Genomic DNA, 26,663 nt, shown 5'->3' on the forward strand with positions numbered 1-26,663 from the left:
GCGCCGGAAGGGAAAGCTGCTCTAGAATGAATCCTTTTCGAGTGAAGAGATACGCCGGTGCTCTATGATGCGGAAACTCTCCACCATCTTCACAGACTCCGGAATGTCTTCGGAGAACAGCGCAATGAAGGAACCCTCAGGCGCGTACTCCATGGCATGGGCCAGGGCGCGGCTCTCCACATTTATCTCTGTCACTTTCATATCAGGCTTTACCGACATGATGCCCTGCTTGAGCAAACCGTTGATCTCCTCTCCGGATCGTCCGCGCAGGTCTTTGTCCTGCCGGATGATGATCTCGTCGAAGGTCTCAGCTGCAATGCGCCCGATCTCAATCGTGTCAGATTCCAGCCGGTCGCCCACACCCGCAATGATGCCGATCTTGTATGTAGCCTGCACATTGTCGACAAAGTCGGCGATGGCCTCCATGCTCGCAATGTTGTGGGCATAGTCGATGAGCACTTCGTAGCGGGGCAGCTTGAAGAGGTTCATGCGGCCCGGCGTGGTTTCGGCCGAAGGTATAAAAGTGCGCAGGGCAGTCCGGATCTCGGCTATCTCAAAATGGCTGATGTATCCGGCCAGCGTAGCCGCCAGCACGTTCTGGATGTTGAAGCGGGCACGGCCCCCGAAAGTAAGCGGAATGTCGGCCACACGGTCCACCCTGATCTTGTAGGTGTTTTTGAAGATGGAGATATACCCGTTCTCGAGCACAGCGGCCAGTCCGCCCTTGCTGATATGCTGCAGGATGCGCGGATTGTCCTCGTCCAGGCTGAAGAAGGCTACTTTGCAGGAAAGGGCGGTTGCCATTTCGTACACCAGGTCATCGTCCGCATTGAGCACGGCATAACCATTCTGGCATACCGTGCGTGGCACCACGGCTTTCACCTCGGCCATTTCCTCTACCGTGTTAATGTCACCCAGCCCCAGGTGGTCGGCCGACACGTTGGTTACGATGCCAATGTCGCACTGCCGGAAGGCCAGGCCCGTGCGCAGCATACCACCCCGCGCGCACTCCAGCACAGCATAGTTCACGGTAGGGTCTTTGAGCACAAACTCGCTGCTATACGAACCGGTGGTGTCGCCTTTGATGATCTTCTTGTCCTGTATGTAAATGCCGTCGGTGGTGGTATAACCTACCTGGTAGCCTTTGAACTTGAGCAGGTGGGCTACCAGGCGGGTGGTGGTGGTTTTGCCGTTGGTGCCCGTGATGGCCACGATTGGAATACGGGTCGGGTGGCCGTGCGGGAAAAGCATGTTGATGATCGGTTCGGCCACGTTGCGGGGCAGGCCCTCGGTAGGGGAGATGTGCATGCGCAGGCCGGGAGCGGCATTCACTTCAATCACGGCACCGCGCGTCTCGGGCAAAGGTATAGCAATGTCGGTGGTCATCACGTCAATGCCGCACACGTCGAGCCCGATGATGCCGGCGATGCGCTCTGCCATCAGCACATTGTAAGGGTGTACGAGGTCCGTTACATCGGTAGCCGTGCCGCCTGTGCTCAGGTTGGCCGTGCTTTTCAGGTATAGCACTTCACCAGCAGGCAACACCGACTGTAGCGTCAGGCCTCTCTCTTTCAGAATGCTGCGGGAATGTCTGTCTATTTTGATGTGCGTGAGCGCCTTTTCGTGGCCTATACCGCGGCGGGGGTCTTTGTTCACTTCCTTCACCAGTTGCTGTATGGTCGAGATGCCGTTGCCGGTGACCATGGCGGGCGTGCGCCTGGCGGCTGCCGTGAACTTGCCATTGATGACAAGCAGGCGGTAATCGTCGCCTGTGATGAACTGCTCCACCATCACCTTTTTAGAGTAACGCTGGGCCTCCGTCAAGGCCCGCAAGGCTTCTTTCCAGGTATGGATGTTAATGGTGGCGCCCTTCCCCTGGTTGCTGTCCAGCGGCTTTACCACCACTGGGTAGCCCAGTTGTTCTATAGCTTCCTCCATCTCATCGGCATCGAGTACAATACTGCCCTGCGGAACAGGTATACCTGCGTCTTCCAGAATGAGCTTGGTGGCGTTCTTGTTGCCTGCATTCTCCACCGCAAAGAAAGAGGTGCGCGACGTCATGGCCGCCTGGATGTGCTTCTGGTGGATGCCGTAGCCCAGCTGGATGAGTCCGCTGCGGTGGTTGTTGATATACGGTATGCCCCTGTTCACGGCTTCCTTCACAATCGCCTCGGTGCTCGGTCCAAAGTACTCGTCCTCCCGGATCTGGTGCAGTTTAACGATGTCCTGCACAATGCTGGGCTTCTTTCCCCGGGCCATCAGCTCGGCAATGCGCACGGCTGCGTGGGCCGCATACTCGCCGGCGCGTTCCTGCTGGTAGGAAAACAGAACATAGTCTACACCGGGCGCGGGGCCGGCGTAGCGCCTTCCGTAGCCGCTGTCCATACCGGCCAGTGTTTGCAGCTCGAGCGCAATGTGCTGCACTACCTTGCTAAACGTGGTACCCTCGCGCACGAGCTTGAAAAAGCCGCCTGGTGTTCCTTTCGAGGAGCGATGCTCATACATGCCCGGGAACAGTTTTTCCAGCCGCTCCGGAAACTGTGGTACCTCGTTGGTGAGAACGTCCTGCAAACCCTCAAGATCGAGCTTCAGAACGATGATTTTAGGATGCTTGATGGACCAGTAGTTAGGTCCGCGCATGATCCTCAGTTCAAGTATTTTCATTTGCTTTCACGCTTCAGTTTTGAGCCTGTCTAAAACAGGTCATGTGCCACGAGGGCTATGCATAAGTTTTGTACGGATTAGGCAGCATTTGGGGGAACGCAAGCACAGCGAATAAGATGTGATTTACTTAAAAATGAGTAGTTTAGACATTGCACACCAAAAGTAGGAAGTGTTTACTACGAGCCTGGCCTCCGTATTAGTACGCCTTTTGGGTGAACGAATACGGGTAACCTGTCAATCCTACAACCTCCCCCTAGCTAAGTCGTTTAATAACTGGGTTTTTGTCTAATCTAATATTAAGTAAGTTCTATAATTATATTAATAAACGAGCTATGGCAAGAGATTATCAGGATGACTTTGGTAAGGGAGGCTACCGCAGTCATGAGCGCTCCCAACATGAGGGCCAGGGTTTTTTCGACCGGATGGGCGATAGAATCAGCAATGCCTGGGAGCGTATGACCGGAGATGAGGAAGACCAAGGTCGCAGAAGCAGTTCGCATCACCCTTATTCAGGCGAACACGACCAGGGAGGATACCGCTCGTCATCTTATGGTTCAGAGGCCTCCGGAAACCGTCAGGAAAGTAGCCCTTACGGACAGTCACAGTTGGGCAGGTATAGCCCGCAAAGTTCGGAAGGCGGCCATCATGGCAGGGCTTCCCAATCCGGACAAGGCTGGGCCAGCAGTGGTTACAGTGGCCGCATGTCGGACTATGGAGCTTCCTCGCAGCAGCGCGACCAGTGGCAGGAAGGCAGCGGCTATGGCCGCAGCGGCTCACTTTACGGAACCGGTTCTGGCGGGGGAGAGTACGGAGCTTCTGGATATTCCGGCTATGGCAGCTCGCAACGCGATTATGGAAGCTCTACCGGCTACGGAGACACACCGGCGGGCTATGGCCGCAGCTCGATGGGCTTTCCGCGGGGCTCTGATTATGGCAGCGGAGGCTCGGGCTCTATGGGAGGTGGCTATTTTGAGAGTGGGGCCGGACCCTGGAGTGGCGGACCATACAGCGAGACAGGCACTGCCGGCTACCGGGCAGACAGCGGTTCGCAACGTGATTTTAGCGGAAGCTCGGGTCAAAGCAACAGGGGCACAGGCAACGCCATGGGAAGCACGGGAGGTTACAGCAACACCGACTACGAGTACTCCCGCCACGAGCAATTGCGCCGCGGACAGCCGGACCAAAACTACGGCAGCGACCGGAACAGCTAGCAACTTCATCTTTGAAACGAAAAAGGGACTACAGGCTGTAGTCCCTTTTTCGTTTATTTGGCAATCAGCTGTCTGGCATCCTCCACAGTTTGCGCTGACTTGATCAGGCGGTCGAGGCCCAGGATCTCAAACACGTTTCGGATCTTCGGCTGCATGTTCACCATCACCAGCTCCATTTCCTTCAGCTTGCAGGCCTGGAAGGCGGCCAGCAGCACACCCAGTCCAGCCGAGGAGATGTAAGTCAGTTCGCCACACTCGATCAGCACAAAGCCCGAAGAAGCGGCAATGGCCTCTTCCAGTGCATTGTCAGCGTATACAGACGAACTGGCGTCGAGTTCTCCCTTGAAGCGTAGCAGCGCCCCTTTTCCGATCGTGTCTGTCGTAACGCTAAAAGTTTTCATCTATCGTTTTTCTCCTTTTATGACCGATAATCGGGCCCGCAGGGCGGTTTGCATCCCGTGTAAAGTTGATCGGTCCAGGTTATTGCCTCTCATACGAAAAAAAGCGCTTCGGGCTGTCCCGCCGCTGAGGCGTATGCCTCTCAAAGGTATAAGAAAAATATTCCTTTCTATGCGCTTCCTCCCATCCTAGGTATACAGATTGTATAATTCCATTTAGATTCGTAGTAAATACGTACACATCATTGCAGAAAATACTGATTTTTTACAAATGCATCGATTTTGACTGGTATGTAAGTCGGCTGTAATTGTACATTCGGTTATTTATGATGAAAATTGTCGGTAGATGGGGCTTTTGCCTGAATTTTGCACAGGCGGGTGGCAGTCCATCTGAACTTCTTGACATAAAACCAGGCTTTTCCCAGATATCCTTACCCTGGAATTGCCGGACGGAGAGGCCGTTTAGGACCTTTGAATCAAACTTAAGACATGATAAACCTTATAATCACTGATGACCACAAAATTGTGCGTGATGGCCTGAAAGCTTTGCTGCAGGACAACGGCGCCATACGGGTGGTAGGTGAAGCTGCCAGTGGCAGCGAATTGATGGACATTTTGCCCGGAATTGACGCCGATATCGTGCTCATGGACATCAGCATGCCAGGAATGGATGGATTTGATGCAGTTGAACAAATCCTCAAAAACTATCCTGAACTTAAGGTGGTAGTGCTCTCGATGCTAAGCCACGAAAAGTACGTGCACCGCATGATGGAGCTCGGCGCTTCAGGCTATATATTGAAAAATGCGGGGAAAGAAGAGTTATGCTGCGCCCTGCAACTGATTGCCCAGGGCTGCCGCTACATCAGCCCGGATGTGACGCTGGAGTTGCTGCGCAAAGTGAGACAGCTGCCTGCTGAGGTGCCTGCAACAAACGGACATGGGGAAGCACACCGCGAGCTTTCCAAGCGCGAACTGGAGGTGCTGTCGCTGATCGGGGAAGGCTATACCAACGCAGAGATTGCTGAAAAACTTTTCACGAGCAAGCGCACTGTTGAAACCCACCGCCAGAACCTGCTCGACAAAACAAAAGCCCGTAATTCGGCGGCGCTGATCAAATACGCCTTGCAACGTGGCCTGATTTTCTGACAAACCGAAGCATACGCTTTGTGCGGGCGCATTTTCAGGGTGTTAGTTCATCCCCCTGTTTTTTCAGGTATAGCAAAATTCCGAAAAGGCGGTATTTTCGTATCCTGATACAGAACCATCGCCCAATACGCCATGCCGCAGAACCGTACCGTCGCAAGACTCCTTTTTGCTGAAGAAATAGACATGGGTGGCCTGCCAATGCGGCAGCCACTGCCCACCCATCAGGTAGAGCAGCACGATCCTTTTCTGCTACTGCATCACCATACCACTACTGTCCTGCCATCCGACTATCCTTATAAGTTGGGGGTAGACCCGCATCCGCACCGGGGTTTTTCGCCGGTTACCTTTGTGTACCAGGGCGGCGTGCACCACCGCGACTCACGCGGCAACGACAGTGTGGTGTATGCCGGAGGCACCCAGTGGATGCATGCCGGCCGGGGAATTGTGCACAGCGAGCGCCCCCCGCTCGACATGCAAGTGCAGGGAGGCGTGCAGGAGATGGTGCAGGTATGGGTGAACACACCGAGGGCGCTTAAAATGGAACAGCCTGCTTATTTTGCCCTGCATGCCGAAGACACCCCCACTATGACGGAAGACGAAGGACGCGTGCAAATCGCGGTGGTAGCAGGAGAGTGCAAGGGCCTTCGAGGACCTGTAGACACGCCGAGCCCCGTCATGGCGCTTCGCCTCACCCTGCAGCCCAGTGGCCAGTGCACCCTACCTATACCCGCTGACCATAACGCCATGCTATACCTGCTCGACGGACAAATCATGCTGGATGGCTATGGCCTGATTGATGGTTTACACCTGGCGCTCCTGAACAAGGATGGCGAAACCTGCACGATCACCGCCCACCAAACCACACGCCTGCTGTTGCTGTCAGGAAAGCCATTGGATGAACCACTGGCCATGCACGGACCCTACGTGATGAACACGCAGACCGAAGTGATGCAGGCCATGCGCGATTACCAGATGGGCAAAATGGGGATGCTGTTTGACTAGCTGTCCTGCGCTGGAACAATACTCGCAAAGATAGAAGGCCTTTCCGGACGGAAGGGCCTTTTTAGTGTGTTTGCCGGTCGCCGTAAAATTAACCGTATCACTTTGCGCCTGATGTGAGTATATTGTACTTGGTCATTTTTTAGGACAGTGGCTGTAGTGGAGCCCATTTTGAATGGAATTGTACAGAAAGGCAGTCTGGTTTGGATTGAAATTAAAATCAGGTATGAGATTTTGATAATTTTTGTACTATCTATATCCGGGTTCTAGCTTTGCAGCTGTCAATACTTAACTAAAATCAAACACTGGCCAGTCGGTGTTCATCATAAAAGTAGCATTTAAATATGAAAGTATACAGCAAGTGGTATCACCCCTACGAGATCAATGAGAAGTATCAGAAACGTGTCGCTTATTTCAGCATGGAGTTCGGCATACACCAGGCGCTCAAGACCTACTCGGGCGGTTTGGGTTTCCTGGCCGGTTCGCACATGCGCAGCGCGCACGACCTTCGTCAGAACATGATCGGTATCGGTATACTCTGGAAATACGGCTACTACGACCAGATCCGCAACGACGACCAGACCATGCGGGTGCAGTTTCAGAAGAAGTACTATACCTACCTGGAGGACTCCGGCATCATGGTGACGGTGAACGTGAACGGTCACCCGGTAAAAGTGAAGGCCCTGGTGCTGCGCCCCGAGGTGTTTGGAACAGTGCCGATGTATTTCCTGACCACCAACATTCCGGAGAACGACCACCTGGCGCGCACCATCACTTTCCACCTGTACGACAAGGAACCTTCGACCCGCATCGCGCAGAGCATTGTGTTAGGTATAGCCGGTGCCAAGGTGGTAGAGGAACTGGGCGGAGCCGATATTTACCACATGAACGAGGGGCACGCCCTGCCACTGGCTTTTTACCTGCACGAGAAATTTGGGAACGCTGACGACATGCGGAAGCGCATCGTATTCACGACCCACACCCCCGAAAAAGCCGGTAACGAGGTACACGACATCCACCTTCTCAACAAGATGTCTTTCTTCAACAATACCTCCCTGGAAGAAGCCCGTCACCTGACGGGGATGCACGGCAATTTCTTCGACTATACCCTGGCAGCCTTACGGATTGCTAAAATTGCCAACGGCGTGTCGCAGTTGCATGGGCAGGTGGCGCGCGACATGTGGTACGAAAACGAAAACGTGTGCGAGATCAAGGCCATCACCAATGCCCAGAACGCTCGTTTCTGGATGGACAACTCGATGCGCCAGGCCCTGGAGCGTGACGATAACCAAGCCCTGATCCAGCGAAAATCCGACATGAAACAGGAGCTGTTCGACATAGTGGCTGACCAAACTGGCAAGCTGTTCCGGAAAGACGTGCTGACCGTGGTGTGGGCTCGCCGCTTTGCCGCCTACAAGCGGGCCGACCTGCTGGTGCATGATATTGAACGCTTCTTCGACATGATTTCGAATGAGTCCCGGCCGGTGCAGGTCATCTGGGCAGGCAAGCCTTATCCTTTTGACGAGGGTGCGGTGAGCGTGTTCAACAGCCTGGTACACTTGTCACATCAGCGCAAAAACTTTGCAGTGCTGACGGGTTATGAGATCGGTTTGTCGCGCAAGCTAAAGCAGGGGGCGGACGTTTGGCTCAACACGCCGCGCCGACCGCGCGAAGCATCCGGCACAAGCGGCATGACGGCTGCGATGAACGGCGCCCTGAACCTGTCGGTGCTGGACGGCTGGCTGCCAGAGTTTGCCCGACACGGCGAGAACAGCTACGTGCTGCCAGTGGTTGACACCAGCCTGCCAGATTCGATGCAGGACGAGATTGACCACAAAAACCTGATGAACATTCTGGAAAACGAGGTCATCCCGACCTACTACAACGACCGCGGCAAGTGGATGAATATCGTGAAGCAGAGCATGCGCGACGTAATGCCTTTCTTCGACTCAGACCGCATGGCGCACCAGTACTACGAGCAGATGTATTGACAGTTTTTAATGAATAATGATGAATGACTAATGAATAATTCACATAAGTAAAGATGATTGACGAATAAAAGGGGAAGCGGAACGAATAATAAATATTCATTCCGCTTCCCCTTTTAGTAACTACTTAATACTACTACAAATTACTCATTCGTCATTACTCATTACTCATTCTTTTTCCAAATCGGCTGCCGAAAAAGTCACCTGGTTTCCAGCTTGGACGCTCGGTTGTGTTGGCTACCTGGTAGCTGATCAGGAAATTCAGTTGCACGTATTTTTTGCCGGCGTCAAAATCGAACGTGCTGGTTACTTCGTCCTGTGGCAGATGATAGTGCACCTTGCGCCACTGTTCTACCTGTTTGTTCAGATTGTTCTGCCCGTCCTTGGTTTTGTTGCCATACTTGATGTGCAGGGCAGGTATACCTTGCATCACGAAGCTGTACTGGTCGCTGCGGATAAAGCGCATCTGTTCTGGCTCCGGGTCTTCCTCCACCGTCATGCCCAGATGTTGTGCGGCGGCGGCTACTTCATTTTCCAGCGTAGAGTGGTTGGCGCCCAGCCCCACCACCGACAGAAGTGGCGCAATGATGGTCGGCATGTCGGTGTTGATGTTGGCCACGATTTGCTCTCTCGGCACTGTTGGGAAGCGAGCAAAGTAGGCTGAGCCCAGCAGACCCATTTCCTCGGCCGTTACCATTACCAAGAGGATCGAACGCTTCGGCTTTTCTTTCAGCCTGGAGTATACCTTTCCGATCTCAAGCACACTGGCCACGCCGGAGGCATTGTCGTGCGCCCCATTATAGATCGAGTCGCCGTTCACGGGACGGCCTATCCCTACGTGGTCGAGGTGGGCGCTGTGCACGACATATTCGTTCTGCAACTGCGGGTCAGAGCCCGTGATTTTGCCGATCACGTTGTGGCTTTCAAAGTCCTTGTAGTTGGAGGTATAGCGCGTGCGCAAGCTATGGGCGAGTGGGGCAGAAGCGGGTTTGCCCTGCTTGAGCTGATCGCCCAGTTTGGCCATTTCTATACCTGTTCCTTTCAGCAGCTGCTCGAAAGTAGCACCGCTGATGCTGGCCAGCACCCGGATCTTGTCCGACACATAGTTGCGCGAAACGGCTACTTTTCCGTTCGGGTCCATCACGCTGTAAGTACCGCGGTCCTGGCTCACAACGCCGGCCTTCGGATTGTCTGATGCCACGATCACGCCTACAGCGCCTTTTTCAGCGGCCGTCTTGAGCACCGTCATCATGTCGCGGCTGTAGGCCGACACAGTAGAGGGGAAGCTGGCAGGGGCGCCACGTAGCACGACCACAATTTTGCCAGTCACGTCTATACCTGCGTAATCGTCATAATCCAAGTCGGGGGCGCTGATGCCGTAGCCGGCAAACACCAGCGGGGCCTCCAGGCTTACTTCAGGCTCCTCGGCGTGTGGGTATACCGAGAAATCTTTGTTGTAAGTCAGCTGTATTTCTGAGCCCATGGAGTCCGCAAGGGTCATGCTGGCCTCTTTGCCCGGGAACGATTGGCGCAGGCGCACGAGCTGCAGGTAAGTGCCATTCTCACCGCCGGGTTCTATACCTGCTTTTTTGTAGTGCTCCACCACATAGTCCACGGCCATCTGGTAACCCTCGGTGCCAGGCTTGCGGCCCAACAGACGGTCATCGGCCAGGTACGTGATGTGGGCCTTTATATCGTTTGGTTTTACTTTTTTAAGCGATTTCTCGACAGGTTTGTCGAGCGCCAGCGACTGGGCAGCGGCACTCCCTTGCAGCAAAAGGCCGCAGGAAAGGGCCAGGAACAAAAAGCGTTTCATTCAGATCAGTTTGGTTTAGTCACCAAATATAAGACAAATGTAGGTATAGCGCCTAACCTATACTTGGTCATCAGGTATAGGTTAGAGCTTTGGAGGCTGTTTCCTACGGGATTTCTTTCGCTCGGCCCACCTCAGGTATAAGGTCAGCACAGCAAGCAAGGTCAGGAAAAGCAGCAGGCTCAGGATTTTCATACCTTCTGTTGGTGGCAATGGATATGCTTTATTCGGCTTTCGCTTCCTCCTGATGCACCAGGTAACCGGTGAGTTTGTCCCACTGCAGTCCCTGGAAACCGGCCCAACCACCTTCCGCGATCAGGGTGTTCAGCACGGAGCGGCTGCCGGACTCTTCGCCCTGGTTGTTGATGTACTCATTTTGCCCTATCTCAGAGGCAATCAGTTTGGTGCCTTGCAGCTCTACCCGAAACGTACTGCTGGCCTCTTTGGTGAAAAAATGCTCGGTCACCGCTTCTTCGTCTGCTGGCGGATTGGGCTTTTCGCTGGGATGTACCGTGAATTCCGCCAGATCGTCCTCCACGCGGATGCTGGAAATGTTCACCCAGTTCTCCACGTTGGAAGCCGGCAGCGTGATCTTCACAAAGTACCCTATTTCCGGTATTTCCGCCATCGACTTCCGCCCCCGGTCGTCGTGCAGCTCAAAAGTGGAGTTGATGCCCTCCAGTTTCGACCAGCCGTTCACGTTAAAAAGCTTCTTCTTCGATTTCTCAAATGCCGCCCGCGCACTGGCTACGTCCGGGTAATCCTGCTCATTCCGGTACAGCTTGTCTTTGGATTCGTCGCCCTTCAGCACGTTGATTTCCTCTTTTACTTTATCGACTATTTTCTTGATGCCCATATGGTGTTGTTTTGGTTTGATAACTGAACTAAGGGTATACGGCATACCTGTGTGGCGGTAGGGCAAGAGAACGCGAAAAATAGGCCAGGTATACCCAGAAAACAGCCCAGCACCATTCGCTAAGAAAATGGTGCTGGGCTGTAGTTGAAGCGTTGCTGAGAATCAGCGCTTAGAGAGTTTTACTTTGTAAGATGCACCTTGCCGATCGGTGCAGTAGAGCATGTAGATGCCCGCGTTCAGCTTGAGCGGCGAAAGGTCAAGCTCCAGCTTACCATCCCCAACGTTCACCGCCGCAGCCGAGCGGTATACCTGCCGGCCTGCCATGTCGAAGATGCGCAGCTCCTGCACTTCCGCCATGCCGGAGGGCAGCAGCAGGGTCAATTCTTCCCTGAAAGGATTAGGGTACACACTGAGCTCTTGACGTAACTGGGAGCCGTTTACAGCCTGCATAGATGTGGCCGCTATACCTGCCGAGGTATAGGGTGAGAGCCTGCTACCCGGTATAGGGCGCTCGAGCGTTCCGTTCGGCAACTGCCAGCCCACCGCCAGGTGATCGGAGCCGCCCCCCTCCAGGTGCACTGCTTCTATGTAGTAGCGCTTGCCTGCTTCCAAGGTAATTTTGGCTGACTGCTGGCTTGGCGATTTAGTCCATTCCCGTTCATAGGTCCAACCGGGCACCGAGGCGATGCGCACTTTTTGGGCCGGACTTTCCGACGTGCTCAGGTATAGCTCGGCCACATCATCGCCTGCAATCCAGAAGGTATACTGGCCAGAGGCGGGAGCCGTCACATAACCCCGAATGCGCTGGCCGTAATTGGTGCCCACGTTAACGGGCGCCTCAAATATGCTCAGCTCTGTGGTGGAGGTAGGGGTGCTGTTGACGGGCACGGCGCTTACGCTCGTACCATACACGCTTGCCCAGTAATCGCGCGTGATCTTGCCGCTAGCAGTTGGAGGTGTGCTGCCAATAGGCGAGAGTCTGTTGCCTGGTATAGGGCGCTCCAAAGTGCTGTTCGGCAACTGCCAGCCTACGGCCAGATGGTCGCCGCCGCCTCCCTCCAGGTGCAGCGCCTCGATGTAGTAGCGCTTGCCCGCCTCGAGCGTGATCTTAACAGATTGCTGACTCGGCGATTTGGTCCACTCGCGCTCGTTGGTCCAGCCCGGTACGGAGGCGATGCGCACTTTCTGGGCTGGGTTGTCGGTTGTGCTCAGCCACAGTTCTGCAAAGTCGTCTGCCGCAATCCAGAAGGTATACTGCCCTGAAGCTGGGGCCGTGATGTAGCCCCGCACCCGCTGACCGTAATTGGTACCCACATGCGAGGGCGCCTCAAAGCTGGTGAGTTCGCTCACGCTGGTAGGCGTACTGCTAACAGGTATGGCCGCTACACTCGTTCCGTGCACGTTGGCCCAGTATTCCCGCGTGATCTTGCCAGTGCCAGGCGTAGTCGTGCCCGTAATGTTGACCGTGATCGGGTTGGAGGTAGAAGTGTGCCCGCCGCTGTCGGTGGCCCGGGCAGTAATGCTGTAGCTACCAGCCGTGGTGGGTCGCCAGGTAAAGTTGAATGGCTGGGTGGTCGAGCTGCCAATCACGGTGGTGCCAGCCAGGTATTCGACTTTCGTCCAGGTGCGGGCCAGGTCCGTGAAGGTCACCTTCAGCTCCACATTGCTGCCGGCGGCAAAAGAGGAGTTGTTGGCAGGCGAAGAAATGGCAACCGGTTTGGTGGTGGCGGTGCCGCAATCGGGGTAGAGGTCCACAAAAGTTGCGGTCGACAAACCAGCAGGGTCGGTCACTTTCAGGTTGATCCGGTAGAAGTAGGTTTCCCCGTCGCAGCCGACTGGCGTGATGGTCGCCGAAGTGGCCGGGTTCGTGTCGATGGCGCCGGGGTGGGTGTGGGTGTTGTGATGCAGCACCGTCTGCCATTCGTATTTCAGCTGGGTTGCCGCGTGCTCCTTGTCCGATACGTTTGCTGCCAGTTTGTACACGGTGTTCTGCGTCATCGGGTATTTGGTGCCGGCAGCCGGGCTGGTGATCTGCACCGTAGGAGGTGTGTTGTTCACTGAAATGGTCAGGTTTGCTGTTGTGCTGAGGCCTCCCGTATCTGTCACTTTAAGCGTTACCTGGTAAGTGGCAAGTCCGGTCGCGTTGAAGGTATGGCTTGGGTTCGCCTCGGTGGACACAGCCGTGCCGTCGCCGAAATTCCACTCGTATTTAAGCGCTTGTCCTTCTGGGTCCGAAGAGCCGGTGCTGCTGAACCGCACGGTAAGTGGGCTGGGACCATAGAGCTTGTCGGCCGAGGCGGAGGCCTTAGGTGGCTGGTTGGTGCCGGCGCCGTAGCTGATCTTGCGGAGCTGGGCGGCATAGTTGATGTAATAAAGGCCTCCTGAAACCGGGTTGGTGGCGATGGCGACCACCGCGGCCCCATTATCGACGAAATTGCTGATCGATTTGGGGTTGTCGGATGCATCAAAGGTTGATGTTTTGATCCAGCCGCCCACATAATCGCCAAAGAAGTACGTGTTCTTATACTGCGCCGGAAAATCATTGCCGGTATACCATACGCCGCCCGTCACCGAGCCGCCCCCAAACTGCGGACCCGTTACCGGGGAACCGGCAGCGCCGATGTTCACCACCGTGGCGTCTTCTCCATTGAAGGTGCCGGTGCGGGAGCCACCGCCCTTCTGCACGTGCAGCCAGTCAAAGGCGGGGCGGGCGTGCACAAACAGCCTGAAAGAGGAGGAAGGTATGGTCACGTTCCAGTTGCAGGGGTTGCCGAAGTAGGGTTGCGTCGTGCGCCGCGGCTGCAGAATAAGCTCCCTATACAGGAAATACTGCTGCGTGCAGCCTCCCTGCCCGTAGAGCGGGTTTTGCGCCGTCTGCGTGTTGTAAACGAGTCGGTGGAAGTGCCACTCCTGCTGCTCCAGCCCTTCGTAAATGGGCCATCCGAAGTTCATACCTGGTCTCGGGGCCACGTTTATTTCTTCATAGTTATACCAACCCACATCGCCAATATAAAGCGTACCCGGATTGCCAGCGCCTCCCGAGCCCGGCTTGATCGTAAACCGGAAGGGGTTGCGGAAGCCCAGCGCCCATACCCTGGAAGCAGGAGCCCGCGGATCAGCTGAGTTATAGAAAGGGTTGGAGGACAGGCCATTGCCAGTGGCGGGATCTATGCGCAAAATTTTTCCGTTGAGCGAGTTGACCTGCTGCGCCCGGTAGGCGCCGATGTTGTCGCGTTCGGTGATGATGCCGTCGCGGATGGCCTGTGGCACATAGGTGTCGTTCGGATTGGCCGGGTCATAGCCGGTGTCCACGTAGCCGGCAGAGCCTGCATCGCCTGTGGAAACCAGCAGCGAGCCGTCTTCCCCGAAAATGAGGGAGCCAACTCCGTGCCCCATGTACAGAATGGGTATTCCTTTGGAGATCGACTCGCCGATCAGGATTTTGCGGGTGCTCAGGTCCGTGGTTTTGCGGTTATCAGATGAGCGGGCGGTATAGCGGGTCAGACGGCCGATGGTAGCGCTGTTAAAGTCGTTTGCCGATGGGCTGTAGCTGCCGGTGCCGTAGTAGAGCAGGTGGTGCCGGTCAACCACATAGAGCAGGTATAAGTAGCCGTTGGAGTCGAAATTGGGGTCCAGTGCGAAGCCCAGCAGACCGTGGTCTACCCAGTTTCCCACCTCCTCGCTGATGTCGATCAGCGGTGTGGGCAGCTTCTGGCCGTTTTCCACGATCCATACCTTGCCGCCTTTTTCCCAGACATAGATCCGGTTTCCGTCTTTTGAGAAGGTGAGGCCTACGGCAGCATCCCAGTTGCTCCCAATCTGCACGTTGGTAAATCCGGAAGGCTGTGCAAGAAGTCCCGTCGAGAAAGGCAACAGGAGAATGAGGTATAGCAATGTGTGTAAAAACCAGGACTTGCGATAAAATTTGCTGTAAGAAGTGCGCATGCACAAGGAGGCACAGCTTCTTTTGAAGCCGCTGAATTTGTACGCTTGGAGCATATAGGAGGATTTAAGCGATTGTAAGTGGAGAGCAGACAAGAGCAAAAGCTGTTCGGGCGGAGAAGCGGAACAGAATTGCCAGTAATATACCTGACTTCCATGCCAGGTGTGGAGTTTGATAGCTTGGACATTACTTCTTAAGGAGAAATAATCCCTGGGCAACAGTATGCTTATATGTAGCTATTTTGTTAAAATAGTTTAATATACTATTTAAATAACACTAATATTTACGATGTTATAAAGCGATAGTTTCAGTTGTGAAGGCTGCTTCTCACGCTTTTATAAATCAGTTTGGAGGGGGAAATAAAAAACAAACCCTCCGCCAAAGGCATGAGGGTTTGCTAAGTAAAGGGTTTAGGTATATCGTTAAAGACTCAAACTGCGGCTGGCAGAATGGTTGAATCTGTTTTAGGAGCGTACTTTTTCTGAAGGGGCGTCCTCTTCCATCAGCATCATCACATCCTCATCCTCTTCCAGCGACCAGCCTGTTTTGAGCCCGATAATGAACCAGGCCAGGGCCAGCACGCCACCCGCGAAGATGGTATCACCCACCACACGCAGCCAGCGCAGGATGTTCATCGTGTCGGTCTGCATAAACTCCATGGAGCGGGCATACCACAGGCCGTGCTCCACACTCGCCCAGGTCTGCATCAGGCCAATCGGCAGCACACTGATCAGTACCATCAAAATCAGGCCAATGTTAATCGACCAGAAGGCGAAGCTGATCACGCTGTCTTTCCAGCGGCGTCGTTTCGACAGGCCTTTGAGCACGAAGAGCATCAGGCCGATCCCCAGCATGCCGTACACTCCGAACAGGGCCGTGTGGGCGTGCACCGGCGTGGTGTTCAGGCCCTGCATGTAGTAGAGCGCGATCGGCGGGTTGATCACAAAACCGAACACACCGGCCCCCACCAGGTTCCAGAAAGCCACTGCCACGAAGGAGTAGATCGGCCATTTGTAAGCTTTGATCCAAAGCGTGAGCTTGCTGATCTGCAAATTATGGTAGGCTTCGAAACCGATCAGCACCAGCGGCACCACTTCCAGCGCACTAAAGGTCGCACCCAGCGCCATCACCGCAGTCGGTGTGCCGCTGAAGTAGAGGTGGTGGAAGGTGCCGATGATTCCGCCAAAGAGGAAGATGATGGTAGAGAACAGCACCGTAGCTGTGGCCATTTTGGTGTCGAGCAGGCCCATGCGCACGAACAGAAAGGCAATCACCACGGTGGCGAATACTTCGAAGAAGCCCTCTACCCACAGGTGCACCACCCACCAGCGCCAGTACTCGGCAATGGCCAGGTTGGTATGTTGCCCCCACATCAGGCCAGAGGCGTAAAAGATGGCGATGGCAGCCGACGAGATCAGGAACATACCCAATAGGTGGCGTCCTTCCACGTCGTTTTTAAAGGCAGGCAGAATGGCACGCACCATCAGGGCCAGCCACAGGAATAAGCCCACTAACAGGAAGATCTGCCAGAAGCGACCCAGGTCGACATACTCATAACCCTGATGCCCGAACCAGAAGTTTTCGGTATAACCCAGCTTCTGCATGATGCCGTACCATTGCCCGGCCAGCGAACCCGCCACAATGATCAGCAGGCAAACGAAGAGGAAGTTCACGCCCAGTTTCTGGAACTTCGGCTCATGGCCCGACACGGCAGGCGCGATGTACAGACCAGTGGCTAGCCAGGAAGTCGCGATCCAGAAAATGGCCAGCTGCACGTGCCAGGTACGGGTGATGGAGTAGGGGAGGTATTCTGCCAATGGGAAGCCGTAGAGCGCCTGTCCTTCCACACCATAGTGCGCTGAAACAACCCCGAGCGTCACCTGCACCAGAATCAACGCCGTCACGATCCAGAAATACTTCAGCGTTGCTTTCATAGACGGTGTGGCTGTCAAGCCGAGGAGTGGGTCCTGCTTGGGCAGTTTGGAGTGGTCGATCTCTTCCTCGCGGTTAGAGGCATAATAGTACGCCAGCATCCCCACACCAGCGATCAGGATGATCACCGAGAAGCCGGTCCAGATGATGAGGTCGGAGCTTGGCTCGTTGGCTACCAGTTTCTCGGCAGGCCAGTTGTTGGTATAAGTGATCTTTTTGCCAGGACGCTCGGTCACACAGGCCCAGGAAGTCCAGAAGAAAAAGCTGTTGAGCTTCGCCATGCGCACCGGGTCTTCCACGGTGTTGTCCTTCATGGCGTAGGCGTCACGGTGCTTGGCCAGCGCCGGGTCGTTCATGAACAAGCCAGTGTAATGTTTGCTCACCTCGGCGATGGCCTCAGCTCGCAGGTCTGAAATGGTCAGCACACCAGTTTCCGGGTCATAGGTATTGGCACGGATCTGCTTCTGCAGGCGGGCCTCCAGCATGGCCTGGGTTTCTTCATCTAACTCGTCATACACGACGCCTTTTTCCTGTTGCGCCCAGTGGTCGAGGAAGTACATGGCTTCTTTGTGTAGCCAGTCGGCGCTCCAGTCGGGGGCGATGTAGGCACCGTGTCCCCATACCGAGCCCAGTTGCTGGCCGCCCGTCGACTGCCATACGTTCTGCCCGTCCTTGATGTCCTCTCCGGTGAAGAGCACTTTTCCGGAAGTGGTGATCACCTTGTCAGGTATAGGTGGTGCTTCTCTGTAGATCTCGATACCGTAGTACCCGAGCACGGCGAAGGAGCCGACAATGACGGCAATGAACCCCAGCCATAGATTTCTATATTTCATAAAGGGGAAGGTTTAAGTGGTTTATGTTGAATTAGTTTGAAATTCAGTGGCTGGAGTTTAAGCCGTGCTCATTAGAACATGTAAGTCAGGTTGATCATGCTGCGGCTATTGCCTTCGGTGTGGTGGTGCGCCTCGGTACTGCTGATTGGTAGTTGCAGCGTGCCGCCCACCGAGATGTTCTTCACATACACGCTCAGGCCCACGTTGGTGAAGAAAGAGTCACCGCCCTTCTGCAGGTTGGGAGCACCTTCGTACTGGTCGCCTTCGGCATGCTCGTAGTACACACCCGCACTTGGCAGCAGAGAAATACCCTTCACATTTTGCCAGTAAAACAGGTTGGAAGAAGCGCTCACGCGGTTGCCGAAGCGGTAACCGTTGCTGTTCTCAGTATTGATGCGGTAGGTGGCATCGTTGCTCAGACCCAGTTGCTTGTAGCGGATGGTATACATCCCGTTCACCAGGTAGTCGGTGGTGCCGGTGCCGGGCTGCATGTTGGGGGCCAGCTGTTCGCCATGCTCCTGTTTGCGGTAGGCGCCTGTGGGGAGTTTCACGCCGCCACCCACCTGCAGCGTGTGCTTCAGGTTGTGGTCCATTTTGTCGCCGGTGTTGATGAGCGAATAGTTGGCCATCAGCGTCACATCCCCAAAGCCCCTGCTTTGGATTGTATGGTGGCCACCGGTCTGTTCATTCAGCATGTAGGGCACGAATGCGAAGACCTGCACATCTTTAACCGGCACGAAGCGGCCCCACAGCTCAGCGGTGGCGAAATGCTCGTCGGTTACCTGCACGTGAGGGCCGTGCGTAGCGGTGGTGGTATAAGAGCGGGTGGTATAGCGTAGGCCCACAAAGTTTTTATGGAATTGAGGCAAAATGCCCATGTAGCTGCCGCCCATGGTGCAGCCTTTGTCGCAGGCCTGGCTGGTAATGTTGATCGATAAAAGGGCAATGAGGGTTAAAAATATCTTTTTCATGACTCGTTCTCTTGAAATTTTAAAATAGAAAGGGTAGTACCGTAGCGGCACCGGGGTCGGGAACTAAGCCAGGAAGCTTGGGGGGTGGAAAATGGAGAAATTCGGGGAGGTATAGGCACCGGCCAGGTATAGGCAGTGCTCGTTTTTCTCTTTTTGAGGTATAGCCGGGGCCGAAGGAAGTGATACCGCCTGGAAAGCGATCATGTCGAAGGCGCCTAGCTGCTGGCGGGGAGACTCCTTTTCACGCTCCGCGTCCTTTTTCAGCTCCTTGCGGAGGTGGCACTTGCCCTGGCAGTCCGATTCAGGTATAAATCTGTTCTCGCAAAGTTCGCTGGCAATGTAGGCCTTGTTGAGTTGATACACGGCCATAATGCCCTGCTTGCTCAGGGGCTGCACCAGTACGCACAGCACACACACTATGATAGCAAGCCGTTTCATGACATCTTCTCTCCGTTCGTTTTTTAACTTCTGCAAAGGTCATGTCGGGGCGCAAGGAGAAAAATGACATAGATCATTAATAAAAGAGATAAAGGTCTTCTATTTGAAAAGGAGTCAGAAATACCTTTGTGCAAGATCAGGGCTATAGATGACGCTATACCTGAAACACGCTTCTAGATAATAAAGACATGAAAGAAACCGACAAGTCACAGCCAGCCGGCACTCCCCGCAACGAGCATATGCACACCACGGACCTGACAGCGCTGGCGCAAGAACTGAAGGGAGAGGAGAACTGGCAGAAAACCGGTCGCGGTTCCAGAACAGTCCTGAAGTCCGAAACCCTGCGCATTGTGCTTAATGTGATGCGGGCGGGCTCCGAGATAAAGCCTCACCAGGCACCGGGTCCCATCAGTGTGCAGGTACTCCAAGGCCGGATCAAGTTCATCACAGGAGCAGGAGCCGTGGAGCTTACCAATGGAAAGTTACTCACGCTGCAGGCGCATATGCGGCACAGTGTGGAGGCGATAGAGGAAAGTACCTTCCTGCTGACCGTGTCTCCGCTACCTTCTAAGGCTTAATTAGGTCATCAGACTTAGAATATTCAAAGCACTGCATATTATAATCACATGCCAGGGCCAAAAGATGACAAAGGTCACTATTAAAAGAGATAAAGGTCTTTTATTAAAAAGCATACTAAAAATACCTTTGTATTGTAAATGAAAGCCAAATAGTACCCAGTAAAGAGGAGATCAGCACCTGGAAAAACAAAGCGACAAACAAGGAACTGAGCCCTCGCATTGCAAAACAGTAAAACCCAAGAATTTCAAAAACAAAAAACAACCAACATGAAATCGATCAAAAACGCTGCTTTACTTTTCCTTGCTGCGCTGGTATTCTACAGCTGCTCTTCTGACAACACCGCCCAAACTGAAACAACACAGGAGTCAGGCCTCGCCCATCAGGCACCTGAAGCACCCGTGGAAGATGACGGAAAAGGTATAGGACCCATCACCTCAGTTGAAGTGGGAGCCGACATAGACGAGGCGCTGGCCACTGAAGGCAAATCCATTTTCGAAGGCAAGTGCTCTGCCTGCCACCAGCTGTCTGACCAGAAGGTTGTAGGACCTGGTCTGGCCGGTGTGACAAATAACAGAAAGCCGGAGTGGATCATGAACATGATCATCAACCCTGAGGAGATGACCAAGAAAGACCCAACCGCCAAAAAGCTGCTGGCTGAGCATCTGACCCAGATGACCAATCAGAACATCAACGAACCTGACGCCAGAGCCCTACTGGAATTCCTGCGCCAGAACGACAAAAATTCATAATTCAAAAAAACAGCTAAAACCATAACCACGATGAAATCAATTTTCACAACCCTCAAAAAAGCGGCTCCTGCCGCCGCCTTCACGCTGGCTATGGCCGGTGGTGCGGCCCTGCAGAGCTGCAGCAGCGGACCTGGCGAAGGTAGTGCCACGGCTGCCGGTGTTGCCTCTGACGCTGCGCAGGCGGTGTACGTAGCACCTGGCAAGCACGACGAGTACTACTCTTTCCTGTCAGGCGGTTTTAACGGACAGATGTCTGTATACGGACTTCCTTCCGGCCGACTGCTGAAGATCATGCCGGTGTTCACGCAACATGCTGAAAACGGCTACGGCTACAGCGAAGAGTCGAAAGCTATGTTGATGACCTCGCACGGTTTCGTGCCATGGGACGACTTGCACCACCCGAAACTTTCCCGCACCAACGGTATGACCGACGGTCGCTGGTTGTTCGCCAACGGTAACAACACACCACGTGTGGCCCGTGTGGACCTGAGCACCTTCGAGACAGTAGAGATCATGGAGATCCCGAACTCGGCCGGTAACCACTGCTCGCCCTACCCAACTGACAACAACGAGTACGTGATCGCGGGTACACGTTTCTCTGTGCCACTCGACATGAAAGGCGGTACAGCTGACGTGAGCATGGATGAGTACAAGGACAAGTTCCGCGGTTCTATCTCCTTCATTAAAGTAGACCCTGAGAAAGGCGACATGGACCTGGATTTCCAGATCCTGGTACCTGGCTTCGACTACGACCTGGCTAACGGTGGCAAAGGCCCATCTTCTGACTGGGTATTCTTCACCACTTATAACACAGAGCGCTCTGGTACGCTGAAAGAGCTGGGTGCTTCCCAGAACGACCGCGACTACCTGGCTGCTGTGAACTGGAAACTGGCTGCCAAGTATGCCGCAGAAGGCAAGGCGAAGGAAATGCCAGCTTACTACTACCACAATAAAATGGACAAGGACTCGCACATTGCCAAGTCTACCATCAAGAAGTCAGTGCGCTACCTGCTTCCTGAAGACTGCCCGGGCATGATGTACCTGATCCCTGCGCCTAAATCTCCGCACGGTATCGACGTAGACCCAAGCGGTGAGCACATGGTAGTAAGCGGTAAACTGGCTGCCACCATCCCGGTGTTCTCTTTCTCTAAGATGCAGGATGCCATCAAGAACAAGGAGTTCGACGGCGAGATTAACGGTATCCCAGTGTTCAAATACGAGTCAGTGCTGAAAGCGGAAGTGAAAGAGCCAGGCCTCGGACCATTGCACACTGAGTTTGACGGCAAAGGCAACGCCTATACCTCTATGTTCGTGTCTTCTGAGATCGTGAAATGGAAACTGAGCGACTTCACTGTAGTAGACAGAATGCCAGTGTACTACTCAGTTGGTCACTTGATGATCCCTGGCGGTGACACCCACACACCAGACGGCAAATACCTAGTAGCGATGAACAAGATCACCAAAGACCGCTACCTGCCAACTGGTCCTGAGCTGTCGCACTCTGCCCAACTCATCGACATCAGCGGCGAGAAAATGCGCATGCTCCTTGACTTCCCGACCGTAGCGGAACCGCACTACGCACAGGCTATCAAAGCTGAGAAAGTAGCACCGAACAGCGTGAAGTTCTACGACCTGGCCAAGAACAAGCACCCACATGCCGTGAAGAAAGAGGCTGACGCCAGCGTGACCCGCGAAGGAAACGTGGTACGCGTGAAGATGACGGCCATCCGAAGCCACATGACACCAGACAACATCGAAGGTGTGCAGGTAGGCGACACCGTACTCTTCCACGTGACCAACTTGGAGCAGGACTGGGACGTACCACACGGCTTCGCAGTGATGGGCGCCAACAACGCCGAGACCCTGATCATGCCGGGTGCCACCCAGACGCTGAAGTGGGTACCGAAAAAAGAAGGTGTGTATCCTTTCTACTGCACAGACTTCTGCTCTGCCCTCCACCAGGAAATGCAAGGATACATCCGGGTATCTCCTAAAGGATCCAAAACTCCGATTGCCTTCTCAACAGGCAAGAAGAAACAAAACATCCCAGGCACAGCATCTGCCAAGTAGTGCTCAAACTGGGTAATCAAGCGGAGGTTGCCCACATGCGACCTCCGCTTAATTTTTAAATTTTCACCTTAAAACAGACAAGGATGAAAGCTTACCACAAAGTGCTGATGATGATAGCCTCGCTGTCTCTCGGATTATTATTCCTCTTCCCGATGTGGAAGATTTACCTGAAAGCCCCACAATACCCCGAAGGACTGGAAATGCACATCTGGGTAAACAAGATAGCCGGTGATACGGAAGGGGCGATCCAGAATTTCAATATCCTCAACCACTACATCGGCATGGAGCCGATCCATGCTGACTCGTTCGCCGAACTCAAAATCATGCCTTATATCGTCATCTTCTTCATGGTGACAGGTATAGTGGTAGCCCTACTGGGCAAACGAAAACTAGTCCTTTCCTGGACCGTGCTGCTGATGATAGGCGGCGCCGTAGGTATAGCCGACTTCTACCTGTGGCTGGTTAAGTTCGGTACTAACCTTGACCCGACTGCCCCGATCAAAGTGCCGGGCATGACCTATGTGCCACCACTGTTTGGGAACAAAACACTGCTCAATTTTGAGGCTTTGTCCCTGCCAGCCTGGGGAAGTTTCGGAATCTTCTTAGCGATCTTACTCGCTGCGCTGGTTTATTTCTTCAGCCGCAACACCGTGCAGGCTAAAGCAACTAAAAAAGTATTGGCATGAAATCATTGAACCTATACCTGAGCTGCCTGGTGCTGGTAGTCATCCTGCTGCTGGCAGGTTGCCGGGTAGAACCTAAGCCCATCGCCTACGGCGAAGTGAACTGCGCCCACTGCCAGATGACCGTGTCGGACAACCGCTACGGCGCTGAGCTGGTCAACGACAAAGGCAAACCCTTCTTCTTCGATTCAGCCGAGTGCCTGGCCCAGTACCTGGACCAGAACCCGGAACAGGCCACGAAAGCCGCTCACGTGCTGGTAACGGACTTCACAAACCCCACTAATCTGATTGAAGCCAGCAGCGCCAATTTTATACAGAGCAAAGAGCTCCCAAGCCCTATGGGCATGTTCCTGACGGCCGTGGCCGACCAGGAAACTGCCAGTAAAATGCACCAGGAGGTAGGCGGCCGCCTACTGAACTGGGAAGAAGCCCTGAAAGCTGTAAAGAACAATGAAAAACCTGAGTAAATACATAATAGTATGGTCAGCATGCGCTTTGGTGTGGCTGCTGGGTAGCCCTCCGGCTCTCGGCGACACGCTAAAGGTGTGCAGGACCTGCGAACACCACTCCGTGAAAGAGGCCGTGCGCAAGGCGAAAGCCGGCGACGTGGTGCTCGTAGACGGAGGCCTATACCTGGAGTCAGGTATAGAGATCACCCAGCCCATCAGTTTGATCGGGCGCAACAACCCGGTGATAGACGGCCGCAACACCGGCCAGATCATCACCATCAAATCCTCTAACGTGAAAGTAGAAGGCTTCACGGTACAAAACGTAGCCGTGAGCTACATGCGCGACGACGCCGCCATCCGGGTGGCCGACCTCGAAAACATCCAGATCCTGAACAACACGGTACTCAACACCTACTTTGGCATCTACCTGCAAAACACCGACAACAGTGTGGTGAAAGGCAATGTGGTGCGGGGGGAGAGCGCTGACAAAATAGAATCGTCGCTGGGTAACGCCATACACGTGTGGCGCAGCGACAATGTGGAGGTGAGCGATAACACCGCTGAAGGTCACCGCGACGGCATTTACTTCGAGTTTGTGACCAACAGTCGGGTACATGACAATCTAAGCGAAGGCAACAACCGCTACGGACTGCACTTCATGTTCTCGGACGGCAACGTGTATACCCGCAACGTTTTCCGAAGCAATGGAGCCGGCGTGGCCGTAATGTATACCCGCAACATCCGGATGGAGCACAACACCTTTGAGGACAACTGGGGCGCGGCTTCCTACGGACTGCTGCTGAAGGATATCTCGCAGAGCGCCATCCTCAACAACACGTTCCGCCGCAACACCACCGGCATCTACATGGAAAGCTCCAGCCAGCTCGACATCACCAGCAACGATTTCGACCGCAACGGCTGGGCGATCCGGCTGCTATCGAGCTGCATCCAGGATACCTTCCGGCTCAACAATTTCACGGGCAACTCCTTTGATGTGAGCACCAACGGCAACCCGACCATGAACCTGTTCGAGAACAACTACTGGGACAAATACAGTGGCTACGACCTCGACAAAGACAGAACAGGGGATGTACCCTACCGGCCGGTCAGTTTGTACTCCATGCTGGTGGAGCGGGTGCCACCCTCGGTCATGTTCATGCGCAGTTTTATGGTAGACCTGATGGATAGTATTGAGCGGGTGCTGCCGAGTTTTATACCTGAAAGTCTGGTCGATAACCGACCTTCAATGAAGAAAATAGATCATGATAGCGATAGAAAACTTGTCCAAAACCTACGGTAAGCTGGCCGTGCTCGATAACCTGAGCGTGCGCTTTGAAGGAGGCCGTGTGGTGTCAATCATAGGTCCGAACGGTGCGGGCAAAACCACCATGAGCAAATGCATTCTGGGCATCGTGCTGCCCGACAGCGGCGACATTAAATTCAAGGGTGAGAGCGTGCTGAAAAAACACGCTTACCGTAGCGAGATCGGCTATATGCCCCAGATCGGGAAGTATCCGGAGAACATGAAGATCCGGCAGGTGATCGAGATGGTCCGCGACATCCGCAAAGACGCCACCAGAATTGACGAAGAACTGATCGGCCTATATGGGCTGCAAAATATGTATGATAAAAGGATGGGCTCTCTGTCGGGCGGCACGAAGCAGAAAGTGAGTGCGGCACTGGCCTTCATGTTCGACCCGCAGGTGCTTATCCTCGATGAACCAACCGCCGGCCTGGACCCGATCTCAGCGGAAATACTCAAGTGTAAGATCTTGAAGGAAAAGAAAAAGGGCAAGCTCATCCTCATCACCTCGCACATCATGAGCGAGATAGAGGAGGTCGCTGACGAGGTGATGTGTCTGATGGACGGCACGGTGAAATTCCACGACACGATCTCTGAGATCAAGCAGAATGCGAACGAGGAGCGCCTGAGCCGCGCTATTGCCAAAATAATGAACGAGGAGGACTAAACCATGAACAAGATCATCAAATACGTGCTCTACGACATTGTGCGCAGCAAAATTGTGGTGGCCTATACCTTGTTTCTCCTGCTGCTCTCCATCGGCCTCTTCAACCTGGGCGGCAGCCCCGACAAGGGCCTGCTGAGCCTGCTGAACCTGGTGCTTTTGACGGTGCCTTTGATCAGCATCGTCTTTGCCACCACCCACTTCTACAACTCCTACGAGTTCATGGAGCTGCTCGTCTCCCAGCCCATCCGCCGCTCGCGCATCTTTTTGAGCGAGTACTGGGGCGTTGCCCTCTCGCTCTCGGCGGCCTTCCTGCTCGGGGTGGGGGTGCCGGTGCTCCTGTTCGCCCCCGGCGCCACGGGTTTGTACCTGGTGCTCACGGGCCTCTTTGTCACCTTCATCTTCGTGGCCCTGGCCTTTTTGGCCTCGGTCATCACGCGCGACAAGGCCAAGGGGATCGGCATCGCCCTGCTGCTCTGGTTCTACTTCGCCCTGATCTACGACGGCATCGTGCTCCTGATCCTCTACTCCTTCGGCGACTACCCGCTCGAGTACGCCACCCTGGCCCTGACGGCCCTCAACCCCGTGGATCTGGGGCGGGTGATGGTGCTTTTGAACCTGGACGTGTCGGCCATGATGGGCTACACCGGCGCCCTCTACAAGAGCATCTTCGGCAGCGCCTGGGGCGTGGGCATCGCCTTCCTCGTGCTCCTGCTCTGGGTGCTCGTACCGCTGCTCACCTCCAGAAGAGCCTTTACCAGGAGGGATCTTTAACCCGAACATCCCCTTGTTTCAATAGAATAGTGTGCGTGCAGGAGCGCAGGTCGAAAGGCCTGCGCTCTTTTGCGTTACAGGATACCGCATTTCACCATTGCTTCTGTCTGGTACTCTATCACCCGGTTTCCGGCTCAGGAGTCAGGAATTGCACAAAATGTTAAGCAGCAGCAAGGTAGCGGTACGCTGCCGTCGCCTCC

20 protein-coding genes are annotated in these 26,663 nt (G+C 54.4%); 12 read left to right on the plus strand and 8 right to left on the minus strand.

Annotated elements, in window-relative coordinates:
* Nucleotides 1-21 precede the first annotated feature (21 nt).
* A complete protein-coding gene (cphA, locus tag B0B12_RS00690) occupies nt 22-2,664 on the minus strand; it encodes a cyanophycin synthetase (protein WP_076665600.1) in 2,643 nt (880 codons plus the stop codon).
* Nucleotides 2,665-2,996: 332 nt separating this feature from the next.
* On the opposite strand from cphA, the gene B0B12_RS00695 reads away from it, so the two are divergent.
* A complete protein-coding gene (locus B0B12_RS00695; RefSeq protein ID WP_076665601.1) occupies nt 2,997-3,875 on the plus strand; it encodes a hypothetical protein in 879 nt (292 codons plus the stop codon).
* A gap of 53 nt (nt 3,876-3,928) precedes the next feature.
* Here B0B12_RS00695 and B0B12_RS00700 read toward each other — a convergent pair whose 3' ends face one another.
* Nucleotides 3,929-4,276: an STAS domain-containing protein gene (locus B0B12_RS00700; protein ID WP_076665602.1), complete on the minus strand. Its 348-nt coding sequence runs from the start codon at nt 4,274-4,276 to the stop codon at nt 3,929-3,931.
* 486 nt (nt 4,277-4,762) lie between these two features.
* On the opposite strand from B0B12_RS00700, the gene B0B12_RS00705 reads away from it, so the two are divergent.
* The 3 genes from B0B12_RS00705 (at nt 4,763) to glgP (ending at nt 8,409) form a co-directional block, all read left to right on the plus strand.
* Nucleotides 4,763-5,419, plus strand: a complete 657-nt coding sequence (locus tag B0B12_RS00705; protein ID WP_076665603.1) for a response regulator — start codon at nt 4,763-4,765, stop codon at nt 5,417-5,419.
* 132 nt (nt 5,420-5,551) lie between these two features.
* Complete coding sequence (locus tag B0B12_RS00710) at nt 5,552-6,421, plus strand: pirin family protein (RefSeq protein ID WP_076665604.1); 870 nt, start codon at nt 5,552-5,554, stop codon at nt 6,419-6,421.
* Nucleotides 6,422-6,762: 341 nt separating this feature from the next.
* The gene (glgP, locus tag B0B12_RS00715) at nt 6,763-8,409 is read left to right on the plus strand and encodes an alpha-glucan family phosphorylase (RefSeq protein ID WP_076665605.1); all 1,647 of its coding nucleotides are present in this window, start codon (nt 6,763-6,765) and stop codon (nt 8,407-8,409) included.
* Nucleotides 8,410-8,563: 154 nt separating this feature from the next.
* Here the strand turns inward: glgP and B0B12_RS00720 are convergent, their stop codons facing one another.
* The 6 genes from B0B12_RS00720 to B0B12_RS00745 form a co-directional block, all read right to left on the minus strand.
* Nucleotides 8,564-10,222 carry a M28 family peptidase gene (locus tag B0B12_RS00720; protein WP_076665606.1) on the minus strand — a complete coding sequence of 553 codons (1,659 nt, stop codon included), beginning with the start codon at nt 10,220-10,222 and terminating at the stop codon, nt 8,564-8,566.
* 220 nt (nt 10,223-10,442) lie between these two features.
* A complete protein-coding gene (locus B0B12_RS00725) occupies nt 10,443-11,075 on the minus strand; it encodes a hypothetical protein (RefSeq protein WP_076665607.1) in 633 nt (210 codons plus the stop codon).
* A gap of 162 nt (nt 11,076-11,237) precedes the next feature.
* Entirely contained in the window at nt 11,238-14,969 is a 3,732-nt protein-coding gene (locus B0B12_RS00730) for a PQQ-dependent sugar dehydrogenase (protein ID WP_170871794.1), read from the minus strand.
* 513 nt (nt 14,970-15,482) lie between these two features.
* A complete protein-coding gene (locus B0B12_RS00735) occupies nt 15,483-17,783 on the minus strand; it encodes a nitric-oxide reductase large subunit (RefSeq protein ID WP_076665609.1) in 2,301 nt (766 codons plus the stop codon).
* 71 nt (nt 17,784-17,854) lie between these two features.
* Nucleotides 17,855-18,754 (minus strand): transporter family protein, encoded by a 900-nt coding sequence (locus B0B12_RS00740; protein ID WP_076665610.1) that lies wholly within the window; start codon nt 18,752-18,754, stop codon nt 17,855-17,857.
* A 63-nt stretch (nt 18,755-18,817) separates the two neighbouring features.
* Entirely contained in the window at nt 18,818-19,192 is a 375-nt protein-coding gene (locus B0B12_RS00745) for a hypothetical protein (RefSeq protein ID WP_244554550.1), read from the minus strand.
* 188 nt (nt 19,193-19,380) lie between these two features.
* Here B0B12_RS00745 and B0B12_RS00750 point away from each other — a divergent pair, with 188 nt between their 5' ends.
* The 8 genes from B0B12_RS00750 (at nt 19,381) to B0B12_RS00785 (ending at nt 26,463) form a co-directional block, all read left to right on the plus strand.
* The gene (locus B0B12_RS00750) at nt 19,381-19,770 is read left to right on the plus strand and encodes a cupin domain-containing protein (protein ID WP_083704032.1); all 390 of its coding nucleotides are present in this window, start codon (nt 19,381-19,383) and stop codon (nt 19,768-19,770) included.
* Nucleotides 19,771-20,037: 267 nt separating this feature from the next.
* The gene (locus tag B0B12_RS00755; RefSeq protein WP_076665611.1) at nt 20,038-20,520 is read left to right on the plus strand and encodes a c-type cytochrome; all 483 of its coding nucleotides are present in this window, start codon (nt 20,038-20,040) and stop codon (nt 20,518-20,520) included.
* Nucleotides 20,521-20,550: 30 nt separating this feature from the next.
* Nucleotides 20,551-22,590, plus strand: a complete 2,040-nt coding sequence (nosZ, locus tag B0B12_RS00760) for a Sec-dependent nitrous-oxide reductase (RefSeq protein WP_076665612.1) — start codon at nt 20,551-20,553, stop codon at nt 22,588-22,590.
* 83 nt (nt 22,591-22,673) lie between these two features.
* Complete coding sequence (locus tag B0B12_RS00765) at nt 22,674-23,276, plus strand: hypothetical protein (protein ID WP_076665613.1); 603 nt, start codon at nt 22,674-22,676, stop codon at nt 23,274-23,276.
* Complete coding sequence (locus B0B12_RS00770; RefSeq protein WP_076665614.1) at nt 23,273-23,740, plus strand: nitrous oxide reductase accessory protein NosL; 468 nt, start codon at nt 23,273-23,275, stop codon at nt 23,738-23,740. The genes B0B12_RS00765 and B0B12_RS00770 overlap by 4 nt, the downstream gene beginning before the upstream one ends.
* Entirely contained in the window at nt 23,724-25,022 is a 1,299-nt protein-coding gene (locus tag B0B12_RS00775) for a nitrous oxide reductase family maturation protein NosD (protein WP_076665615.1), read from the plus strand. The genes B0B12_RS00770 and B0B12_RS00775 overlap by 17 nt, the downstream gene beginning before the upstream one ends.
* Nucleotides 24,985-25,692: an ABC transporter ATP-binding protein gene (locus B0B12_RS00780; protein WP_076665616.1), complete on the plus strand. Its 708-nt coding sequence runs from the start codon at nt 24,985-24,987 to the stop codon at nt 25,690-25,692. The genes B0B12_RS00775 and B0B12_RS00780 overlap by 38 nt, the downstream gene beginning before the upstream one ends.
* A 3-nt stretch (nt 25,693-25,695) precedes the next feature.
* Nucleotides 25,696-26,463 carry an ABC transporter permease subunit gene (locus B0B12_RS00785; protein WP_076665617.1) on the plus strand — a complete coding sequence of 256 codons (768 nt, stop codon included), beginning with the start codon at nt 25,696-25,698 and terminating at the stop codon, nt 26,461-26,463.
* The last annotated feature ends 200 nt before the right edge of the window (nt 26,464-26,663 follow it).

It is taken from the genome of Pontibacter indicus, assembly GCF_900156345.1.
GTDB lineage: Bacteria > Bacteroidota > Bacteroidia > Cytophagales > Hymenobacteraceae > Pontibacter > Pontibacter indicus.